The sequence below is a fragment of the Chromobacterium sp. CCUG 76385 genome (genome assembly GCF_059916625.1).
Map to the genome: position 1 here is coordinate 1 of NZ_JAUCGU010000029.1, position 18,968 is coordinate 18,968.

12 protein-coding genes and 1 tRNA gene are annotated in these 18,968 nt (G+C 62.1%); 5 read left to right on the plus strand and 8 right to left on the minus strand.

Annotation, left to right across the window (positions count from 1 at the left end; translation table 11 throughout):
- Window positions 1-175: 175 nt before the first annotated feature.
- Window positions 176-4,135, minus strand: coding sequence for a phosphoribosylformylglycinamidine synthase (purL, locus tag QUG01_RS16045; protein WP_500830971.1), 3,960 nt, complete (start codon window positions 4,133-4,135; stop codon window positions 176-178).
- 146 nt (window positions 4,136-4,281) lie between these two features.
- Between purL and QUG01_RS16050 the strand changes: the two genes are divergently transcribed.
- A complete protein-coding gene (locus QUG01_RS16050) occupies window positions 4,282-4,620 on the plus strand; it encodes a P-II family nitrogen regulator (protein ID WP_071108570.1) in 339 nt (112 codons plus the stop codon).
- Window positions 4,621-4,693: 73 nt separating this feature from the next.
- Here QUG01_RS16050 and QUG01_RS16055 read toward each other — a convergent pair whose 3' ends face one another.
- A complete protein-coding gene (locus QUG01_RS16055; protein ID WP_043627613.1) occupies window positions 4,694-5,383 on the minus strand; it encodes a Bax inhibitor-1/YccA family protein in 690 nt (229 codons plus the stop codon).
- Window positions 5,384-5,568: 185 nt separating this feature from the next.
- On the opposite strand from QUG01_RS16055, the gene QUG01_RS16060 reads away from it, so the two are divergent.
- Window positions 5,569-5,653, plus strand: a tRNA-Leu gene (locus QUG01_RS16060).
- Between the two features lie 381 nt (window positions 5,654-6,034).
- On the opposite strand, the gene QUG01_RS16065 is transcribed toward QUG01_RS16060, so the two are convergent.
- Entirely contained in the window at window positions 6,035-8,326 is a 2,292-nt protein-coding gene (locus tag QUG01_RS16065) for a heavy metal translocating P-type ATPase (protein WP_500830972.1), read from the minus strand.
- A 538-nt stretch (window positions 8,327-8,864) separates the two neighbouring features.
- On the opposite strand from QUG01_RS16065, the gene QUG01_RS16070 reads away from it, so the two are divergent.
- From QUG01_RS16070 to QUG01_RS16080, 3 genes are all read left to right on the plus strand, one after another.
- Complete coding sequence (locus tag QUG01_RS16070) at window positions 8,865-9,848, plus strand: LD-carboxypeptidase (RefSeq protein ID WP_500830973.1); 984 nt, start codon at window positions 8,865-8,867, stop codon at window positions 9,846-9,848.
- An 83-nt stretch (window positions 9,849-9,931) separates the two neighbouring features.
- On the plus strand, window positions 9,932-12,364 hold the full coding sequence (locus QUG01_RS16075) for an alpha/beta hydrolase family protein (protein ID WP_500830974.1): 2,433 nt from the start codon (window positions 9,932-9,934) through the stop codon (window positions 12,362-12,364).
- A 209-nt stretch (window positions 12,365-12,573) separates the two neighbouring features.
- Complete coding sequence (locus QUG01_RS16080; protein WP_500830975.1) at window positions 12,574-12,963, plus strand: hypothetical protein; 390 nt, start codon at window positions 12,574-12,576, stop codon at window positions 12,961-12,963.
- Between the two features lie 79 nt (window positions 12,964-13,042).
- On the opposite strand, the gene serC is transcribed toward QUG01_RS16080, so the two are convergent.
- The 5 genes from serC to QUG01_RS16105 form a co-directional block, all read right to left on the minus strand.
- Window positions 13,043-14,131: a 3-phosphoserine/phosphohydroxythreonine transaminase gene (gene serC / locus QUG01_RS16085; protein WP_500830976.1), complete on the minus strand. Its 1,089-nt coding sequence runs from the start codon at window positions 14,129-14,131 to the stop codon at window positions 13,043-13,045.
- A 141-nt stretch (window positions 14,132-14,272) separates the two neighbouring features.
- Window positions 14,273-14,716 carry a PaaI family thioesterase gene (locus tag QUG01_RS16090; RefSeq protein ID WP_500830977.1) on the minus strand — a complete coding sequence of 148 codons (444 nt, stop codon included), beginning with the start codon at window positions 14,714-14,716 and terminating at the stop codon, window positions 14,273-14,275.
- Window positions 14,713-15,180: a PaaI family thioesterase gene (locus tag QUG01_RS16095; RefSeq protein WP_500830978.1), complete on the minus strand. Its 468-nt coding sequence runs from the start codon at window positions 15,178-15,180 to the stop codon at window positions 14,713-14,715. The genes QUG01_RS16090 and QUG01_RS16095 overlap by 4 nt, the downstream gene beginning before the upstream one ends.
- Window positions 15,180-17,780, minus strand: coding sequence for a DNA gyrase subunit A (gyrA, locus tag QUG01_RS16100; RefSeq protein WP_500830979.1), 2,601 nt, complete (start codon window positions 17,778-17,780; stop codon window positions 15,180-15,182). The genes QUG01_RS16095 and gyrA overlap by 1 nt, the downstream gene beginning before the upstream one ends.
- A gap of 356 nt (window positions 17,781-18,136) precedes the next feature.
- Window positions 18,137-18,946 (minus strand): MetQ/NlpA family ABC transporter substrate-binding protein, encoded by an 810-nt coding sequence (locus tag QUG01_RS16105; protein ID WP_500830980.1) that lies wholly within the window; start codon window positions 18,944-18,946, stop codon window positions 18,137-18,139.
- Between the last annotated feature and the right edge of the window lie 22 nt (window positions 18,947-18,968).

An 18,968-nucleotide genomic window follows, 5' to 3' on the forward strand; every position in this document is an offset into this window, starting at 1 on the left:
GCCGGAGGCCGCGTTGCCCAGTCCTTGCATAGAATGACTATGCGTCGGACTGCGCGCCTTGCCTCCGGCCCAAATCGACTCAAACGCGATCCTCGCAGCAAACGTCAACAGCCCCTAGGCTGACCCGCAAAAAAAACGGAAGCCCAAGGGCTTCCGTTTTGCATGCGAGTCGGGTTTACCCCACCCAGCGCCGCGCGCTGGCGAACATGCGGTACCAGCCGCCGTTTTCGCCCCAATCCGCCGGATGCCAGCTGTTCTGCACGGTGCGGAACACCCGCTCCGGGTGCGGCATCATGATGGTGAAGCGGCCGTCCGGCGTGGTGACGCCGGTCACGCCCAGCGGCGAGCCGTTCGGGTTCAGCGGATAGGTTTCGGTGGCGCGGCCATCGAAGTCGATGTAGCGCAACGCCGTCAACGCCTTGTCCTGCGCGCCCGGCGCGAACACCGCGCGGCCCTCGCCATGGCTGACCACCACCGGCAGGCGGCTGCCGGCCATGTCGGACAGGAAGATGGAAGGCGAGGCAACCACCTCCACCATGCTGAAGCGCGCTTCGAACTGTTCCGACGCGTTGCGGCGGAACTTGGGCCAGTGCTCCGCGCCCGGGATGATGGCCGACAGATTGGACATCATCTGGCAACCATTGCACACGCCCAGCGCGAAGGTATCGCCGCGGCCGAAGAAGGCCTCGAACTCGTCGCGCGCGCGCGGGTTGAGCAAGATGCTCTTGGCCCAGCCCTCGCCTGCGCCCAGCACATCGCCGTAGCTGAAGCCGCCGCAGGCGGCCAGGCCCTTGAAGTCGGCCAGCGCCACGCGTCCGGCGATGATGTCGCTCATATGCACGTCCACCGCGTCGAAGCCGGCGCGGTCGAAGGCGGCGGCCATTTCCAGCTGGCCGTTGACGCCCTGCTCGCGCAGGATGGCCATGCGCGGACGCTTGCCGGTGGAAATGTACGGCGCGGCCGGATCGCCGTGCACGTCGAACGACAGTTGCGCGAACAGGCCGCGCGACTTGGCGTGGCTGCGCAGCAATTGCTCGCTGTCGGCGCAGGCAGGATTGTCGCGCAGACGCTGCATGCGGGCGCTGGTTTCGGACCAGGCGCAGAACAGCTCGCTACGGCTCTCGCTGAACAGATCCTTGCCCTTGTGGCGAATCACCAGGCGGTCGTAGCTGTTGGTGCGGCCGATGACGAACAGCTCGCGGCCGATGCCGGCCTTCATGAAGCGGGAAATCACTTCCGAGGTGTCGGACTTCTTCACCTGCAGCACCGCGCCCAGTTCTTCGCAGAACAGCACGCGCATGATGCGGCCATGGGTGGCGGCTTCCTGCGCCGGCGGCACGTAGTCGTCTATCATGCGCTGGGTGTTCTGGCGCTCGATCACCAGTTCTTGCAGGTCCACGCTGATGCCGATATGGCTGGCGAACATCATTTCCGCCAGCGTGGCGAACAGGCCGCCGTCGGAACGATCATGGTAGGCCAGCAACATGTCGTCGCGCAGCAGCGACTGCACCGTGTTGAAGAAAGCGGACAACTGCAGCGGGTTCTCCACGTCCGGCGACCGGCCGCGCATATCCTTCCACACCTGCCCCATGATGGAGCCGCCCAGGCGGCCGCGGCCGTAACCCAGATCGATCAGGATCAGGTCGCTGTCCTTCACGTCCTTCAGCTCCGGCGTCACCGTCTTGCGCACATCCTCAACCGGGGAGAAGGCGGAAATCACCAAGGACAAGGGCGCGGTGACCGACTTCTGTTCGCCGTCCTCTTGCCACACCGTCTTCATCGACAGCGAGTCCTTGCCCACCGGGATGCTGACGCCCAGGCTCTGGCTCAACTCGGACACCGCCTCCACCGTGCGGTACAGATTGGCGTCCTCGCCCGGGTGGCCGGCCGGCGCCATCCAGTTGGCGGACAGCTTGACGTTGCCCAGGTGGCCGACAAAGGCGGCGGCGATATTGGTCAGCGCCTCGCCGATGGCCATGCGGCCGGAAGCCGGCGCATTCAGCAGCGCGGACGGCGTGCGCTCGCCCATCGCCATGGCCTCGCCGCGATAGGTGTTGAAGCCCATAGTGGTGACGGCCACATCCGCGACCGGCACCTGCCAACGGCCCACCATCTGGTCGCGCGCGGTCATGCCGCCTACGGTGCGGTCGCCGATGGTGATCAGGAAGGACTTGTCGGCCACGGTGGGGTGGCGCAGCACGCGGTAGGCGGTTTCGCGCAGCGGATACTGCGAGGCGTCCAGCACCTCGAATGGCGACTCCACGGTCTTGGCGTCGCGCGTCATGCGCGGCGGCTTGCCCAGCAGCACGTCCAGCGGCATATCCACCGGATTGTTGTCGAAGTAGTCGTCGCGCACCTGCAGGCGGCCGTCGTCGGTCGCCACGCCCATGACCGCGAACGGACAGCGTTCTCGCTCGCAAATAGCGGTGAAGCGGTCCAAATCCTCCGGCAGAATGGCCATCACGTAGCGCTCTTGCGCCTCGTTCGACCATATCTGCATCGGCGTCATGCCCTTCTCTTCCAGATGCACCTTGCGCAAGTGGAAGATGGCGCCGCGGCCGGCGTCGTTCACCAGTTCCGGGAAGGCGTTGGACAGCCCCCCCGCGCCCACGTCATGGATGGAGACGATGGGGTTGGCTTCGCCCAGCTGCCAGCAGCGGTCGATCACTTCCTGGCAGCGGCGTTCGATTTCCGGATTGCCGCGCTGCACGGAGTCGAAGTCCAGATTCTCGCTGTTGGCGCCGGTGTCCATCGAAGAAGCCGCGCCGCCGCCCAGGCCGATCAGCAAGCCAGGGCCGCCCAGTTGGATCAGCAAGGCGCCTTCCGGAATCTCGTTCTTATGGATCTGCTGCTGCTGGATGTTGCCCAGGCCGCCGGCCAGCATGATGGGCTTGTGGTAGCCGCGCATCTCGCCGCCGAACTCATGCTCGAAAGTGCGGAAGTAGCCGGCCAGATTGGGGCGGCCAAACTCGTTGTTGAACGCCGCGCCGCCGATCGGGCCTTCCAGCATGATCTGCAGCGCCGAGGCGATGCGGCCCGGCTTGCCGTATTCCGGTTGTTCGTCGCGGTACCGCTCCCACGGCTGCTTGAAGCCAGGGATGTTCAAGTTGGATACGGTAAAGCCGGTCAGGCCGGCCTTGGGACGGGAGCCGCGCCCGGTGGCGCCTTCGTCGCGGATTTCGCCGCCATTGCCGGTGGATGCGCCGGGGAACGGCGAAATCGCCGTCGGATGATTGTGCGTCTCCACCTTCATCAGGATGTCGGTGGGTTCGCTGTTGTAGGCGTACTGATTGCTGCCCGGCTGCGGGTAGAAGCGCTCGATGAAAGCGCCCTCGATGACTGAGGCGTTGTCCTTGTAGGCTACCAGCGTGCCTTGCGGATGGGCGTCATGGGTGTCGCGGATCATGCGGAACAGCGATTTGCCCTGCTCCACGCCGTCGATGATGAACTGCGCGTTGAAGATCTTGTGGCGGCAGTGCTCGGAGTTGGCCTGGGCGAACATCATCAGCTCGACGTCGCTGGGATTGCGTTTCAGCTTGATGAAATTCTCAACCAGATATTCCACCTCATCGTCGGACAGCGCCAAGCCCAATTCGGCGTTGGCTTGCTCCAAGGCGGCGCGGCCGCCGTTCAGCACGTCAACCGTGGTCATCGGTTGCGGGTCGATATGGACGAACAGCTTTTCCACCTCGTCGAACGAGGATAGAACGGTCTCTGTCATCCTATCGTGCAAGAGGCTCGCCAGGATGTGGCGAGCCTCTTTACTTGAAGATTTATCGGCGGACTGGATTCGGAATGCAGTGCCGCGTTCTATCCGTCGGATGTTCGGCAATCCGCAGTGCCGGGCGATGTCGGTCGCCTTGGACGCCCATGGAGACAAGGTCCCCAGGCGCGGCGTGACCAGGAACAGCTCGCCACTAGGCTCCTCGCTCAGCGGCGGTTCGCCGTAGCTGAGCAACTGGCCCAGCACGCCGACTTCCTCCAGCGTCAATTCGCTGTCGCTTTCCGCGAAATGCCAATACTCGGCTGTCAGGACGATATCCTTAAAACCGGCATCGGCCGCTGCCGCCTGCAGTTTTTCAAGACGAAACGGTGACAGAGCGATGCCACCGCGCAGCTTGGTAATGTAAGACATTAGACACCCGCGACAAGTACCAGGAAAGGGCGTCATAATACAGCAAAACATCGCCGCATTTAAGGCGGAACCGGACTTTCCGGGGCCGCATTGGAATTTTTTTTGATTTACCCGAACATCATCCGCTTTATCAGGAGCATTGCCCAATGAAAAAGGTTGAAGCCGTCATCAAGCCGTTCAAGCTGGACGAAGTGCGCGAGGCGCTGTCGGAGATCGGCGTCAACGGCCTCACCGTGTCTGAAGTCAAGGGCTTCGGCCGCCAGAAAGGCCACACCGAGCTGTATCGCGGCGCCGAATACGTGGTGGATTTCCTGCCCAAGGTGAAAATCGAGGTGGTGCTGCCGGATGATCTGGTGGACCGCGCCATCGACACCATCGTGGCCGCCGCCCGCACCGGCAAGATCGGCGACGGCAAGATCTTCGTCACCCCGGTGGAACAGGTGGTGCGCATCCGCACCGGCGAAACCAACGAACAGGCGATCTGATCCGCACCCATAAAAAAAAGCCCTCCGAAACCGGAGGGCTTTTTGCTGCCCGTCAAGCGGGCTAAGCTCGCACTCAATCGCGGTTGCCGCCGAAGGCCAGCAGCAATTGCAGCAGGCTGGTGAACAAGTTGTAGATGCTGATGTAGATCGACAGCGCGGCGGAGATGTAGCTGTTTTCGCCGCCATCGACCACGGTCTTCACCTGCCACAGGATCATCAGCGAGCTGAACAGCGCGAAGGCCGCGGAGATCATCAGCTGGAAGGCCGGCATGCGCAGGAACAGGTTAGCCACCACGGCCACCATCAGCACGATGGCGCCGACCATCAGGAAGTTGCCCAGGCCGGACAGGTCGCGCTTGGTGGTGGAGGCGATGCCGGCCATCACGAAGAACACGACGGAAGTGGCCGCGCCTGCGGTCATGATCAGCTGGCCGCCATTGGAAAACTTCAGCGCGAACTGCAGCAAAGGCCCAAGCAGCACGCCCATCAGGAAGGTGAAGCCCAGCATCAGGAACACGCCCAGAGAACTGTAGCGGTTCTTTTCAATGGCGAACACCAGGCCGTAGAACACGGCCATGATCAGCAGCATGCCCATGATGGGGCTGCCCGCCAGAAATGCGAAATTCATGTGGGTGCCGACAATGGCGCCCATCACGGTGGGAATCATCGACAGGCCCAGCAGGCCGTAGGTATTGCGCAGCACTTTGTTGCGCACATCGGCCATAGGGGTCGACTGGTAGGCCGTCTGGAAGTCGGGGTGCATGTGAAGCTCTCCTGAGTTGGTTGTTCTGGAAATATTTTGGAATTGTAAGCAACAGACCATGCCGAAGGGAATAAGTTTCCGACCGTCGACAAGACTTGTCATGCCAAATTCCTTGCGTTATTATTCCGTCCTCTTCAAGGCAGCAGATGTGGGCGAACCCTGCAATTGCAAGCCCACACCACAATGCGAGAGTGGCGGAATTGGTAGACGCACTGGATTTAGGTTCCAGCGCCGCAAGGCGTGAGAGTTCGAGTCTCTCCTTTCGCACCAACTAGTATTTTCACACCCCTTCACAAACACCCTCAACATCCCTCAAACCTAGGCAAATCAAGGCTTTCTGCCTTTCTTGCATTCGACGACTTACCACCAAAACACCCCCGTTTTACGCTACAGTTTGTCCCGTACGTGTCCCACCGAGTGTCCCAAGAATAGCAACGATAGAACCACGCGGCGATAAGTGGCGCGTCCGCGTCCGTAAAGGACAGCGCGCCGGGAACAACTCCGCATCGACCTGTTTATCCGCGAGCACCCTGCCCTTTGCGAAACCCGCCTGCCAGACATCGACCCCGAGACTTTCGCCGCCTGGCGCGATGAACGCTTGAAGTCGGTCAGACAGCCAACCGTCCGCCGAGAGTGGGTTATCCTGGGCCTTCAGGAGCTTAGGCTGCTGAACAGCTCGTTCTCCTGTGCGAAATGCAGCCGCAACACCGCTTCCAAACCATAAAGCGTGCGCTGGATGTCCTGAATGGCAGGCTCGGGGATCGGACTCTGCAGCGGATCGAAGAGCCGTGACAGCCGATGGATGCAGCGAAAAATCTCCTGATGGCTGCAACTCAAGGCTGCCAGCGGATCATCGCCGCCTAGAAGAGACGACACCGCCGGATAGAGCGCTTGCTCGTCAGCCTGCTCATGCGGGAGCAGCTCATTTCGTAACAGGCCATGCAGGGCCTGTAATGCCTGCACCTGCCGGTCGGGCATCATCGTCGGCAAGGCCCTGGCCAAGTCCGACAACTGGACCAACAGCGGCTCCAGTTTCTGATGCTCCTCGCGCAGCGCTTGAACTTTGTCGGCGGTCAGGTTGGTCCGGTTGCTCAGCAGCGGACGTATCCTCAAAGCGTTCAAGGCGTTCAGGATGGCCGCCACATCAATCGCCTCCTGCAGCAGCGCCCCGTCCAGTGGCGGCAAGTAGCCCGCGGCCGCGACGACCATCGCCAACAACGACAACGCCATACCCAGCGCTACACTTTGCCGGGCAATCCGCATCGTCGCCACCGCTATCATCTTGGCTTCAGCCAGGCGGTCCAGCTTGTCGATCAGCAGCACCACCCCAGCGCTTTCCGCCGCAGCCGCCGCACCGCGGGCGCCCATGGCCACGCCAAGCTGAGCCGACGCAAGTGCCGGCGCGTCGTTAACGCCATCGCCTATCATCATGGTGCAATGCGATTTTGCAGCTTCCGCAATACGGGCCAGTTTACCGGCCGGCGACAGCTCTGCATGTACTTCATCCACCCCGATGCCACTACCTATTGACTCTGCGACCTCGCGCTTATCTCCTGTCAGCATAGAAATGCGTCGCACCCCCGCCCGCCGCAGCAAGCGTAAAGCGCGCGGCGTTTCCAGCCGCAGCGGGTCGGACAACTCCAACAGACCTTCCAGCTTGCCATCTATAGCGACGAATACCGCCGTGGATCCTTCCACCGCCAGGCGCTCGATCTCGGTATCCAGCCATGGCTCACTTGCCGCCTGGCCCAGTATGAATGCCAGCGTGCCGGCAGCAACGAGCCTGCCATCCACCCGTCCGCAGATGCCGGCTCCGGCAGTTTCCTCCACCCCCTCAGGCAGAGGAAGCTCAGTCACACCCCGCTCATGCGCGGCACGCAAAATCGAGGTAGCCAGCACATGGCACGACATCTGGTCCAGGGCGGCAACCAGCCGCAGCAACTCTCCAGCCTCATGCTGGCCATGTCCGCGGATGCCAATCAGCTTGGCCTGCCCGCCAGTCAGGGTGCCAGTTTTGTCGAAAAACAGCGTATCAGCTTGAGCCAAGCTCTCCAGCGCCGCGCCGCCCTTGACCAGGACACCGCGCCCGGCACAACGAGAGATGCCGGACACCTGGGCAACCGGCACCGCCAGCAGCAACGGACAAGGGGTAGCGACAACCAGCACGGCCAGCGCGCGTATTGGGTCGCCACTGATAAGCCACGCCGCTCCTGCCAGGATAACCGTCAACGGAATAAACCAGGCCGCGTAACGGTCTGCCATTCGGGTGGCTGGCGATTTAGCGGCGGAGGCCTGCCTCACCAGCATGACAATGGCACTGAATGTACTGTCTGCCGCGCTCTTGGCAGCGATCATGCGGAAGCTGTCGCCAGCGTTAAGCGTTCCACTGCGCAGCAAGTCGCCGGAAGTTTGCAAAATGGGCAGCGCCTCGCCAGTCAGCGAGGATTCATCTAGCGATGCAGAGGGGCTGGCGAGAGGACCATCCACCGGAACCATCTCGCCCTGCTTCACCAGCAGCATATCGCCGGGACGGATGTCATTTGCAGGAACGGTTTGGATCTGGTCCCCATTAAGGCGGTGAGCCAGTCGTGGCACTTTTTGCAGCAGCGCTTCCATTTCCCTAACGGCTCGGCCGGCTGCAAAGCTTTCCAGCAAACGGCCGCTGGCCGCCATGGCTGCTATGACAGCAGCAGTGGCATGCTCCCCCATCTGCAGGGCGACCAGGATGGACAAAATCGCCAGAATATCCACGCCCATGTGCTTTTGCCACAGCGCACGCACGGAGTCGCATACCAGGACAAACAAAGCAGGTAGCGCAGACCATGCGAGTGCATCAGGCCAGTCAGGCCCCCATCCGCCGAAGCGGTATGACAACGCCGCCAATAATGCAGAGGCAGGGATGCCCAGTAGCGTGATATTCAGCACCATATCTCGCTGCGCCATTGTGGAGGCTCCTTATTTGCGCGGAGAATCTCTGGTTGAGGCAGCCCTGACTCATATGGAACCACCCCTGGTTTGTCAGATGCATCAATGGCTGCCGATGTGAAAGCACCATTGTTTATTATGGGCAGCAGCGGTTGCTTTGACAGTACAGCAGTTGCCCGGCAATCACTGCAGAAACAAGTTGTCAGCCTGCATGCTTGAGAGTGACTTGGCTCATTTGACCACGTCGCGCGCCAAGCATGTAGGCCACGCCATCGCGCACCCCATGGTTCGCACATGGCAATGACTTGCCGTGTAAGCTTACCCGTTAACGATGACCCTCTCGGCGGCACCAGATCAAGCGGTGCAACAAAGCCAGATGGAGGCGACCTTTTCTTTTGCCTTATACTCTGGCCGCATTGGGGCCACGCGCCCCGGAACTCGTCTCCGGCTCGACCGTCCGACCTTCATGACCCACACCACCAATCCGTCTCGCCGTCTGCTGCTGCAAAGCCTCGCCATGGGCGCAGGCGCCGCTATTTTGCAAGGATGTCAAACCGTGCCAGCACCGCAATCCATACCGTCCGCCTCGCATCGCCTGTACCTGACCGCCTGCTCCGGCATCATCCCAGCCAAGCAAATCCAGCTGGCGCTGCCCCGGCTGGCCCGCGCCGGTTTCACCCTGGAAAACACGGCGGCGCTGGAGCGCAGGCATTTGCGATTCGCCGGAACCGACGCCGAGCGCGCAGCCGACCTGAATGCCTTGCTGACCCAATCGCAGCTGCCGTCGCTGGTGGTAGCCGGACGCGGCGGCTACGGCGCGATGCGGCTGCTGCCGCAGATCGATTTCGCCAGGCTCGGCGCGCGGCTGCGCGAGTCCGGCACGCCGTTGATAGGCTATAGCGACTTCTGCGCCATCCAGTTGGCGCTGCTGGCCAAAAGCGGCATGGGCAGCTTCGCCGGCCCGATGTTGGGCGACTTCGGCAATGCCCATCCCAGCAGCTATGCCATCAACGAATTCTTCTCTACCCTCACCACGCCGCAGCGCAGCCTGCACGTTGCCGGCCCCTGCGGGCACGCCAGCGGCGAAGGCATTTTCTGGGGCGGCAATCTGAGCGTGCTGTCCAGTCTGGTCGGCACTCCTTACCTGCCGGACATCAAGGGCGGCTTGCTGTTCCTGGAAGATGTGGGCGAACAACCGTACCGCGTGGAGCGCATGCTGCAGCAGCTGCATCTGTCCGGGGTGCTGAGCCGCCAACAGGCGATCTTCCTTGGCGATTTCTCAATGCAGAAACATGTTGATGTCTATGACCCGCGCTACGATTTCGATGCCGTAGTGGCGGAATTGCGCCGCATCAGCGGGGTGCCGGTATTCACCGGCCTGCCATTCGGCCACATCGCCAATAAAACCACCATGCCGCTGGGTTTCCCCACCCGCTTCCGGGCCGATGGCGACAGCCTGACCCTGCAGTTCCTGAACTACCCCACCATTTCGCCGCTGGGCCTGCAGCCGGAAGCGCTGCTGGACACGCAGCCGGCCTGAAGCCTGGCAAGCCAAATGCTTGACGAAGCGGCGAGCATCATGCAGTTTGACTCGCCATTCCGTGCCGAATATATGGAGAATGCATGATCCGTTGTCAGAAAACCCTGCTGGGATTGACTCTTGCCGCCTTGTTGAGCCCCTTGCCCGCCGCGGCAGACGGCTATCAAACGCCGCCGCCGGAGCTGGCGGCGCTGGTCGATGCGCCGCGCACCCCGCAGCAATCGCTCAGCCCGCAACAAAACATCGTGCTGCAGATCAGCCGTCCCGGCTTGCCCAGCATAGCCGACGTCGCCCAGCCGGAACTCAGGCTGGCGGGGCTGCGCCTCAATCCCAAGATGCGCGCCTACAGCCAATTCAACTTCGGCAACGGGCTGTCCTTGCTGGACATCGCCAGCGGCAAATCGCGGCCAGTCAGCGGCCTGCCCGCGCGGCCACGCATCGCCGACCACCACTGGGCCCCGGATGGCAAGCATGTGGCGCTCAGCCTGTGGGGCGACAAGGGAGTGGAATTGTGGCTGCTGGACGTGGCCGCCGCCCGCGCCCATCGTCTTGGCGATTTCCATTTGAACGCCAGCACCGGCAGCGGCTTGGCCTGGATGGGCGACAAGCTCCTGGTCAAGATGCTGCCCGCGCGCCAGGGGCCTGCGCCCATCGCCTCAGGCAGCCCAAGCGGGCCGAACATCCAGGAAAGCCAGGGCGGCAAGCTGTCGCAGACCCGCACTTATCCCGATCTGCTGAAAACGCCTTACGACGCCAACCTGCTGGATTATCAACTCAGCAGCCAGCTCGCGCTGGCCGACCTGAACGGCAAAATCCATCCCATCGGCTCGCCGGACCGCTTTCTGTCCGTAGAGCCATCGCCGAACGGCCAATACCTGCTGGCCACCAGGCTGCAGCGCCCCTACTCCACCCTGGTGCCGCTGATTCGCTTTCCGCAACGCATCGAAGTGCTGGATTTGAAGGGCCGCAGCGTGCATGTAGTCGCCCAGCGGCCGCTGCTGGAACGGATGCCTTCCGGCAATGACGCAGTGGAAACCGGCCCGCGCGCCGTAGGCTGGCGGGAAGATGCGCCGGCCACCTTGTTCTGGGCCGAAGCGCAGGACGGCGGCGACCCGGGCGTGCCCGCCAAGACGCGCGACGCCTTGTTCCTGCAGACTGCGCCATTCCAGAAGCCGCCGTTCAAGCTGCAGGAACTGGCCAGCCGGTTCGCCGGCATCCAGTGGGGACGCGACGATTTGGCCCTGGTCAGCGAATACTGGTGGAAAACGCGTGAAATCAAAATCTGGCGCGTCCGCCCCGGCGAAGCCAATGGCGCGGCGGAGCTGCTAAACCAACGCAGCTCGGAAGACCGTTATGCGGATCCTGGCACGCCGACCATGGTGGTCGGCCGCAATGGGCAATCGCTGCTGCAAACCAGCCCGGACGGCAACAGCCTCTATCTGTTGGGTGAAGGCGCCAGCCCCGAGGGCGATCGCCCTTTCATCGACAAGCTGGACCTGACCAGCAAGCAGACCACTCGGCTATGGCGATCCCAAGCGCCCTGGTATGAACAGCCCCTGGCCGTGCTGGATAAAGCCCAGCGCGTATTGTTGAGCCGCGAGCAGATGGAAACGCCGCCCAACTTGTACGTGAAGACGCTTGGCGAGAAAGATGGCTTGCGCCAGCTGACTTTCTTCCCGCATCCCGCCCCGCAGCTGAAAGGCGTGCAGAAACAGCAACTGCGTTACAAACGCGCCGATGGCGTCGACCTGACCGGCACGCTGTACCTGCCGCCCGGCTATGAGCCGAAACGCGATGGCCCGCTGCCGATGCTGATGTGGGCCTACCCAGCCGAGTTCAAGAGCGCGGATGCCGCCGGGCAAGTCACCGATTCGCCGTATCGTTTCAACCGCGTCGGCTACTGGGGGCCGGAAGCCATGCTGGCGCGAGGCTATGCCGTATTGGATGATCCGAGCATGCCCATCATCGGCGCAGGCAAGCAGGAACCCAACGACAGCTATTTGCCGCAGTTGAAGATGGACGCGCAAGCGGCAGTGGACGAGGTGGTGAGGCTGGGCGTGGCGGACCGCGACCGCATCGCCATCGGCGGCCACTCCTATGGCGCTTTCATGACGGCCAACCTGCTGGCGCATACCCGGCTGTTCCGCGCCGGCATCGCCCGCTCCGGCGCTTACAACCGCACCCTGACGCCATTCGGCTTCCAGTCGGAGGAACGCAATTTCTGGCAGGCCAAGGATGTCTATCAGACGATGTCGCCATTCAATTACGCCGATCAGATCAAAGATGCGCTGCTGTTGATCCATGGCGAGGCCGACAACAATCCCGGCACCTTCCCCATCCAGAGCGAGCGCTTATACCAGGCACTGCAAGGCCTGGGCGGCACCGTGCGGCTGGCGATGCTGCCGGCGGAAAGCCACGGCTACCGCGCGCGCGAATCCATCCTGCACATGCTATGGGAGGAAGACCGCTGGCTGGACCAATACGTCAAGCATGCCAAACCGCGCGAGACGCCATAGTTCGGCCAGATAACCGACTGCCGCAGCCAAGGCCCTGTCCGTCAGGGCCTTTTTTGATTGTTGATGCCAACATGCCGCTCGCAAGCGCTCTTTTGAATGTGGAGACTGCCATACACACACATTTCCCTTGCATTCCCATTTTGTGTGTACAAAATAAATTATGACGGGTAGCAAACTCTATCCATTAGGTCTGCAAGGCGGTAAATTCCATGCGCGACGACAAAGTCCACCGTATCCACATCGAGCAGCCCGGCCGCCCCAGGCTGTATCAGTTCGATGATCTGCCCGGCTATGAAATGGCTGGGGTCATCACACTATCCGGGCGCAGCGGCGCCCTGGTAAAGAAAATCCGCAGCGGCGTGTACTACATGGCCAATTCCGGCATGTTGCGCCCAGTGGACCAGCGGCAAGTGAAAATGGCGCTGGGCCTGTCATCCGGCGCCGGCGCGCCGGCCAGAATGCAAGGCGGCGCTCGCCACAATGTTTATCTGGACGCGGAGAGCATAGACATCGCCCTGGCGCTGGGGGATGGTAATATCAGCAAGGGCATCCGCCACGCGCTAAAGGTCAGCGTCGCGGCAGACTGCTCCGAATCTTGAAATAAGATGGGCGCTTGAGGCGCCATAAGAAAAAGGCAGGCTATCTGACCTGCCTTTTACATAGACATAAGCAAACGGATCAGCCGTACTGCCGCGCGAAATCCTGCATGAAATTGACCAAAGACTTCACGCCCTCGATCGGCATCGCGTTATAGATGGACGCACGCATGCCGCCCACCGCGCGGTGGCCTTTCAGCTGCGCCAAGCCATTCTTGCGCGCCTCCAGCAGGAAAATTTCATCCAATGCCTCGTCCTTCAGCTTGAACACCACGTTCATTTTGGAGCGGAAGGGCTGCTCGATATGCGTGGAATAGAAACCTTGGCTGCTATCGATGACGTGATACAGCAATCCGGCTTTTTCCTCGTTGCGGGTGGCGATGCCCTTGACCCCGCCCTGCTCCTTCAGCCACTTGAACACCAGGCCGGCGATATAGATCGGGTAGGTGCCCGGCGTGTTGTACATCGAGTCCGCGTCGGCGTGGACCTGATAATTCAGCATGGTCGGAATGTCGGCGCGCGCCTTGCCCAACAGGTCTTCGCGAATCACCAGCACAGTCAGGCCAGATGGGCCGATGTTCTTTTGCGCGCCGGCATAAATCATGCCAAAACGGCTGACGTCGATCTCGCGCGACAGAAAATCCGACGACATGTCGCAAACCAGCGGCACGCCATGCTGCTCGGACGGGATGTAGGGGAATTGCAGACCGCCTATGGTTTCGTTCGAGGTATAGTGCAGATAGGCGGCGTTCGGGTCGCGCTGCCAGCTGGACTCTTCCGGGATGTAGGAGAAATTGCGGTCTTCGCTGCTGGCAGCGACATTGACCTTGGCGTAGCGTTTCGTTTCCTTGATCGCCAGCTTGGACCAGTGGCCGGTGTTGACGATGTCCACGCTGTCCTTGTCGCCCAGCAGGTTCAAGGGCGCCATGGCGAACTGCAAGGAGGCGCCGCCTTGCAGGAACAGCACCTTGTAGCCCGCCGGGATGTGCATCAGTTCGCGCAGATCATGCTCGGCATCATGGATGATTTCCATGAACTCCTTGCCGCGATGGCTCATCTCCATCACGCTCATGCCGGAGCCGTGCCAGTCCAGCAGTTCGCTCTGCGCCTCGGCCAGCACGGCGTGCGGCAGCACGGCGGGACCTGCGGAAAAGTTGTACACCTTGGCCATGGTCTTTCCTCTGTTGTCTTTGTCCGATTTATTGTTTAAATGGCGGCGCCAACCGCGCATCGCAATAGCACCGCATGAAAAAACCGGCGTCATCCCCAGGGGAAGCGCCGGTTTGCTTTCCATTCCGCATGCCAAGCCTGCTCAATTGCTCAGTAGGAAGTGGGCGCGCGCCACCGCTACCGGCTTGGAGCGGTCTTCCTGCCAGGCTTCGATCAGCACGTGCGCCACACGCTTGCCCTGCTTGGTGATTTCGCACTGCGCAAACAGCGTTTGCGGACGACCGGGACGCAGGTAGTCCAGCGAAAAATCGACGATCTTCGGCGCTTCCAGCGATTCGCGATTCCACATCAGATGTATCATCGCTGCGCTTTCCATGAAACCGCCGATCAAGCCGCCATGCAGCGCCGGCAGCGAAGTATTGCCGACATTCCGCGCCAGGAACGGCAGCTCGAAGCGCAGCTCGCCGGCTTCGTCCTCTGCCATCACCGTGCCCATCAGCTTGACGTAGGGCAGCGAATCGACGATCTCGGCAAAAGCCCTGCGGTCGCGCAGTTCGGCGAAGCGTTGCATGAATTCGCTCATCATGGCTGCGCCTCCTGCAACATCGGCGTGCGGCTGGACTCGCGCATGAAGGTCGCCACGCCGTGGGCGATCGGGTCTGCCGGATTGTCGTGATAGCACACCGCGCGGGTGAAAGCGATCTGGCTGGCCAGCCGGTAGCATTCGGCGGTGCAGTGGATGGCTTTGCCCGGCGTGGCGGATTTCAGGTAGTCGATGCGCAGGTCCAGCGTGGCGATCGTTTCAATGCTGGGCAGATGCGCGGTCACGGCGATGGCGCTGCAGGTATCGACCAGCGAGGTGATCACCCCGCCGTGCAGGATGCCCGTGGCCGGATTGCCGACCAGGTCTTCGCGCCATTGCAGTTTCAGCGTGGGCTTGCGGCCATCGGTGCCGATGTACTCGAAGCCCAGCGTCGCGCAGTGCGGGAAGGAGACGAAGAGCTGGCTCATCGCCTCCAACACGCGGGGATTGGCGGGAGTCGGAATCATCACGCCTCGCCCTGCTCCGGCGCGGCATCGCCCTCACCTTCCACGTCCTCGCACTCAGCTTCGGACTCGGCCACGATCTCCAGGCCGATCAGCTTTTCGCCCTCGTCCAGATTGATCAGGCGCACGCCCTGGGCGGAACGGCCGGTTTCGCGCACTTCCGCCACCTTGGTTCGGATCAGCACGCCGCCGGTGGTGATCAGCATGATGTCGTCGCTTTCCTCCACCAGGCTGGCCGCCACCAGTTTCAGGCCGGTCTTGTCGGTCAGATCCATGGCGATCACGCCCTGGGTGCCGCGGCTGGTCAGGCGGAAGTCGCCCACGCAGGTGCGCTTGCCGTAGCCGCCGTCGCTGGCGGTCAGCACCATTTGCTGTTCGGAATTGCTGACCAGCAGCGAAATCACTTGCTGCTCATCGCCCAGCATCATGCCGCGCACGCCGGTGGCGTTGCGGCCCATCGGGCGCACGTCGGTCTCGCTGAAGCGCACGGCCTTGCCGGCGTCGGAGAACAGCATGATCTGGTCGTCGCCATGGGTCAGCGCCACGCCGATCAGATTGTCGCCGTCTTCCAGGTTCACCGCGATGATGCCGGCGGTGCGCGGGCGCGAGAAGTCCACCAGCGGGGTCTTCTTCACCGTGCCGCTGGCCGTGCACATGAAGACATACTGGTCGTCGCGGAATTCCTTGACCGGCAGCAGCGCGTTGATCTTCTCGCCCTCTTCCAGCGGCAGCACGTTGACCATGGGCTTGCCGCGGCTCTGGCGGCCGCCTTGCGGCAAGTCGTACACCTTGCGCCAGTAACAACGGCCGCGGCTGGAGAAGCACAGCACGTAATCGTGGGTATTGGCCACGAACAGCGTTTCGATGAAGTCATCGTCCTTGGTGGCCGCCGCCTGCTTGCCGCGGCCGCCGCGGCGCTGGGCGCTGTAGTCGTCGATAGGCTGGGCCTTGATGTAGCCGGTGTGCGAAATCGTGACCACCATGTCCTGCGGGGTGATCAGGTCTTCGATATTGATGTCGCCGCCGTACGGCTCGATCTCGGAGCGGCGCGGATCGCCAAATTGGGTGCGGATGGCGGTCAGTTCGTCGCTGATGATCTGGTTGATGCGCTCCGGGCGGGCCAGGATGTCCAGCAGGTCCAGAATCACATCCATGATCTCGCGGTATTCGCCGACGATCTTGTCCTGCTCCAGGCCGGTCAGGCGCTGCAGGCGCATGTCCAGAATGGCTTGGGCCTGGGTGTCGGACAGATAGTAGCCATCGTCCTTCATGCCGTAGGCCGGGTCGATGTTTTCCGGACGCGCCTTGTCGCCTTCGACGCGGGACAGCATGTCTTCCACCAGCGACGAGCGCCATGCGCGCGCCATCAGCGCGGCCTTGGCTTGCGGCGGCGCCTCGGAGCCCTTGATCAGCGCGATGATCTCGTCCACATTGGACAAGGCCACGGCCAGGCCTTCCAGGATGTGGCCGCGTTCGCGCGCCTTGCGCAGTTCAAAGATGGTGCGGCGGGTCACCACTTCGCGGCGGTGACGCAGGAATTCCACCAGAATCTGCTTCAGATTCAGCAAGCGCGGCTGGCCGTCCACCAGCGCCACCATATTCATGCCGAAGCTGTCTTGCAGCTGGGTCATCTTGTACAGATGGTTCAGCACCACTTCCGGCACTTCGCCGCGCTTGAGTTCGATCACCACGCGCATGCCGGACTTGTCGGATTCGTCGCGCAGGTCGGAGATGCCCTCGATCTGCTTGTCGCGCACCAGTTCGCTGATGCGCTCCAGCAGGCGGGCCTTGTTCACCTGGTACGGGATCTCGTCGACGATGATCGCTTCGCGGTCACCCTTGCCGATCGGCTCCACATGGGTGCGCGCGCGCATGATCACGCGGCCGCGGCCGGTGCGGTAGCCTTCCTTGACGCCGGCGGTGCCGTAGATGATGCCGGCGGTGGGGAAATCCGGCGCCGGGATGATGTCGATCAGCTCATCTATCGTCATGTCGCTGTTGGCCAGCAGCGCCAGACAAGCGTCGATGACTTCATTCAGGTTGTGCGGCGGGATATTGGTGGCCATGCCGACCGCGATGCCGGATGCGCCGTTGACCAGCAGGTTAGGGATTTTGGCCGGCAGGATCAGAGGCTCGTGCTCGGAGCCGTCGTAGTTGGGGCCAAAATCCACGGTTTCTTTGTCGATGTCGGCCAAGAGCTCGTGCGCGATGCGCGCCATGCGGATTTCGGTGTAACGCATGGCGGCGGCGTTGTCGCCGTCCACCGAGCCGAAGTTGCCCTGGCCATCCACCAGCGGGTAACGCAAGGAGAAGTCCTGCGCCATCCGCACGATGGTGTCGTACACGGCGGAGTCGCCGTGCGGGTGGTATTTACCGATCACGTCGCCAACGATACGCGCCGACTTTTTGTAAGCGCGGTTCCAGTCGTTGGACAGTTCGTGCATGGCGTACAGTACCCGGCGATGCACCGGCTTCAGGCCGTCGCGCACGTCTGGCAGCGCCCGGCCTACGATCACGCTCATCGCGTAATCCAGGTAAGAACGGCGCATCTCCTCTTCGAGGCTGATGGGAAGCGTTTCCTTGGCGAACTGGTTATCGGTCATAAGTGTCTTGATTCGTAAGAATGATCCGGCCGAAGCGAAGCAAGCGCCCGTCGCACTGGCGATTCGGGGCCGCTGGGCGCGCTGGCCGACGTGATGTCACAATCCCTCCATTCTACCACGAAAGGCCGCGCGCATGCCCGCTTGCCACGCGCATGCGGCCTTGGCGGCGCGGCGCCGCCGGACAGGGCACTTTATGGAAACACTCACTTCATCTTCGATTGTTCGGTTTATGGCGCGAGGCTTGGCCAAGACGCCAAAGTCGTCTCGAAACAATATGGCTTGAGCGGAAGCAGACGTAAAAAAGGAGGGCCGCAGCCCTCCGCAAGTCTTGTAGCCAGGAGTGTTACAAGAAAAACTCAGTTCCAGCTTTGCGGCAGCTTGTAGCCGGCAAACTTCTGCTTGGCATAGGCCTTGAACGCCGGGGAGTTGTAGGCGGCGATCACGTCTTTGGCCCAAGGCTTGCCCGCATCGGCGGCGCGCACCACGCCCCAGTTCACGTAGGCATAGCTCTTTTCCTGATACACGGCCTCGGTCAGCTTGATGCCGGAGCTGGTGGCGTAGTTGCCGTTGATCACAGCGAAGTCCACATCGCTGCGCGAGCGCGGCAGCTGGGCGGCTTCCAACGGGACGATTTTCACTTTTTTCACGTTCTCGGCGATGTCGCGCTCGGAGGCGGTCAGCGGGTTGACGCCCGGCTTCAGCTTGACCCAGCCCAGGTCGTTCAGCATCACCAGGGCGCGGGCGAAGTTGGACGGATCGTTAGGCGCGGCCAGGGTCACGCCGGCCTTGGCGTCCTTCAGCGACTTCAGCTTGCCCGGATAGATGCCCAGCGGCGCGGTCGGCACCTGGAACACTTCTTTCAAGGACAGCTTGTGCTCCTTGGCGAAGTTGTCGAGGTAAGGCTTGTGCTGGAATACGTTCACATCCAGCGAACCCTCCTGCAGCGCCAGGTTGGGGCGCACATAGTCGGTGAACTCCACCAGCTTCACGGCATAGCCTTGCTTTTCCAGCTGCGGCTTGATCGATTGCTTGACCATGTCGCCAAAGTCGCCCACGGTGGTGCCGATGACGATTTCCTTCTTGGCCGGGTCGGCGGCCAGCACATTGCCGGCCAGCGCCAGGCCCACTACGGATGCGGCAACTGCCTTGATGACGAATCTACGCATTTTTCTCTCCTTTAAATTTTGC

Excerpts from the sequence above, each read along its gene's own strand:
- purL (WP_500830971.1), bottom strand. The coding sequence starts at position 4,135 with ATGTCTTACATTACCAAGCTGCGCGGTGGCATCGCTCTGTCACCGTTT.
- QUG01_RS16050 (WP_071108570.1), top strand. The coding sequence starts at position 4,282 with ATGAAAAAGGTTGAAGCCGTCATCAAGCCGTTCAAGCTGGACGAAGTG.
- QUG01_RS16055 (WP_043627613.1), bottom strand. The coding sequence starts at position 5,383 with ATGCACCCCGACTTCCAGACGGCCTACCAGTCGACCCCTATGGCCGAT.
- QUG01_RS16065 (WP_500830972.1), bottom strand. The coding sequence starts at position 8,326 with ATGGCGCAGCGAGATATGGTGCTGAATATCACGCTACTGGGCATCCCT.
- QUG01_RS16075 (WP_500830974.1), top strand. The coding sequence starts at position 9,932 with ATGATCCGTTGTCAGAAAACCCTGCTGGGATTGACTCTTGCCGCCTTG.
- QUG01_RS16080 (WP_500830975.1), top strand. The coding sequence starts at position 12,574 with ATGCGCGACGACAAAGTCCACCGTATCCACATCGAGCAGCCCGGCCGC.
- serC (WP_500830976.1), bottom strand. The coding sequence starts at position 14,131 with ATGGCCAAGGTGTACAACTTTTCCGCAGGTCCCGCCGTGCTGCCGCAC.
- QUG01_RS16090 (WP_500830977.1), bottom strand. The coding sequence starts at position 14,716 with ATGATGAGCGAATTCATGCAACGCTTCGCCGAACTGCGCGACCGCAGG.
- QUG01_RS16095 (WP_500830978.1), bottom strand. The coding sequence starts at position 15,180 with ATGATTCCGACTCCCGCCAATCCCCGCGTGTTGGAGGCGATGAGCCAG.
- gyrA (WP_500830979.1), bottom strand. The coding sequence starts at position 17,780 with ATGACCGATAACCAGTTCGCCAAGGAAACGCTTCCCATCAGCCTCGAA.
- QUG01_RS16105 (WP_500830980.1), bottom strand. The coding sequence starts at position 18,946 with ATGCGTAGATTCGTCATCAAGGCAGTTGCCGCATCCGTAGTGGGCCTG.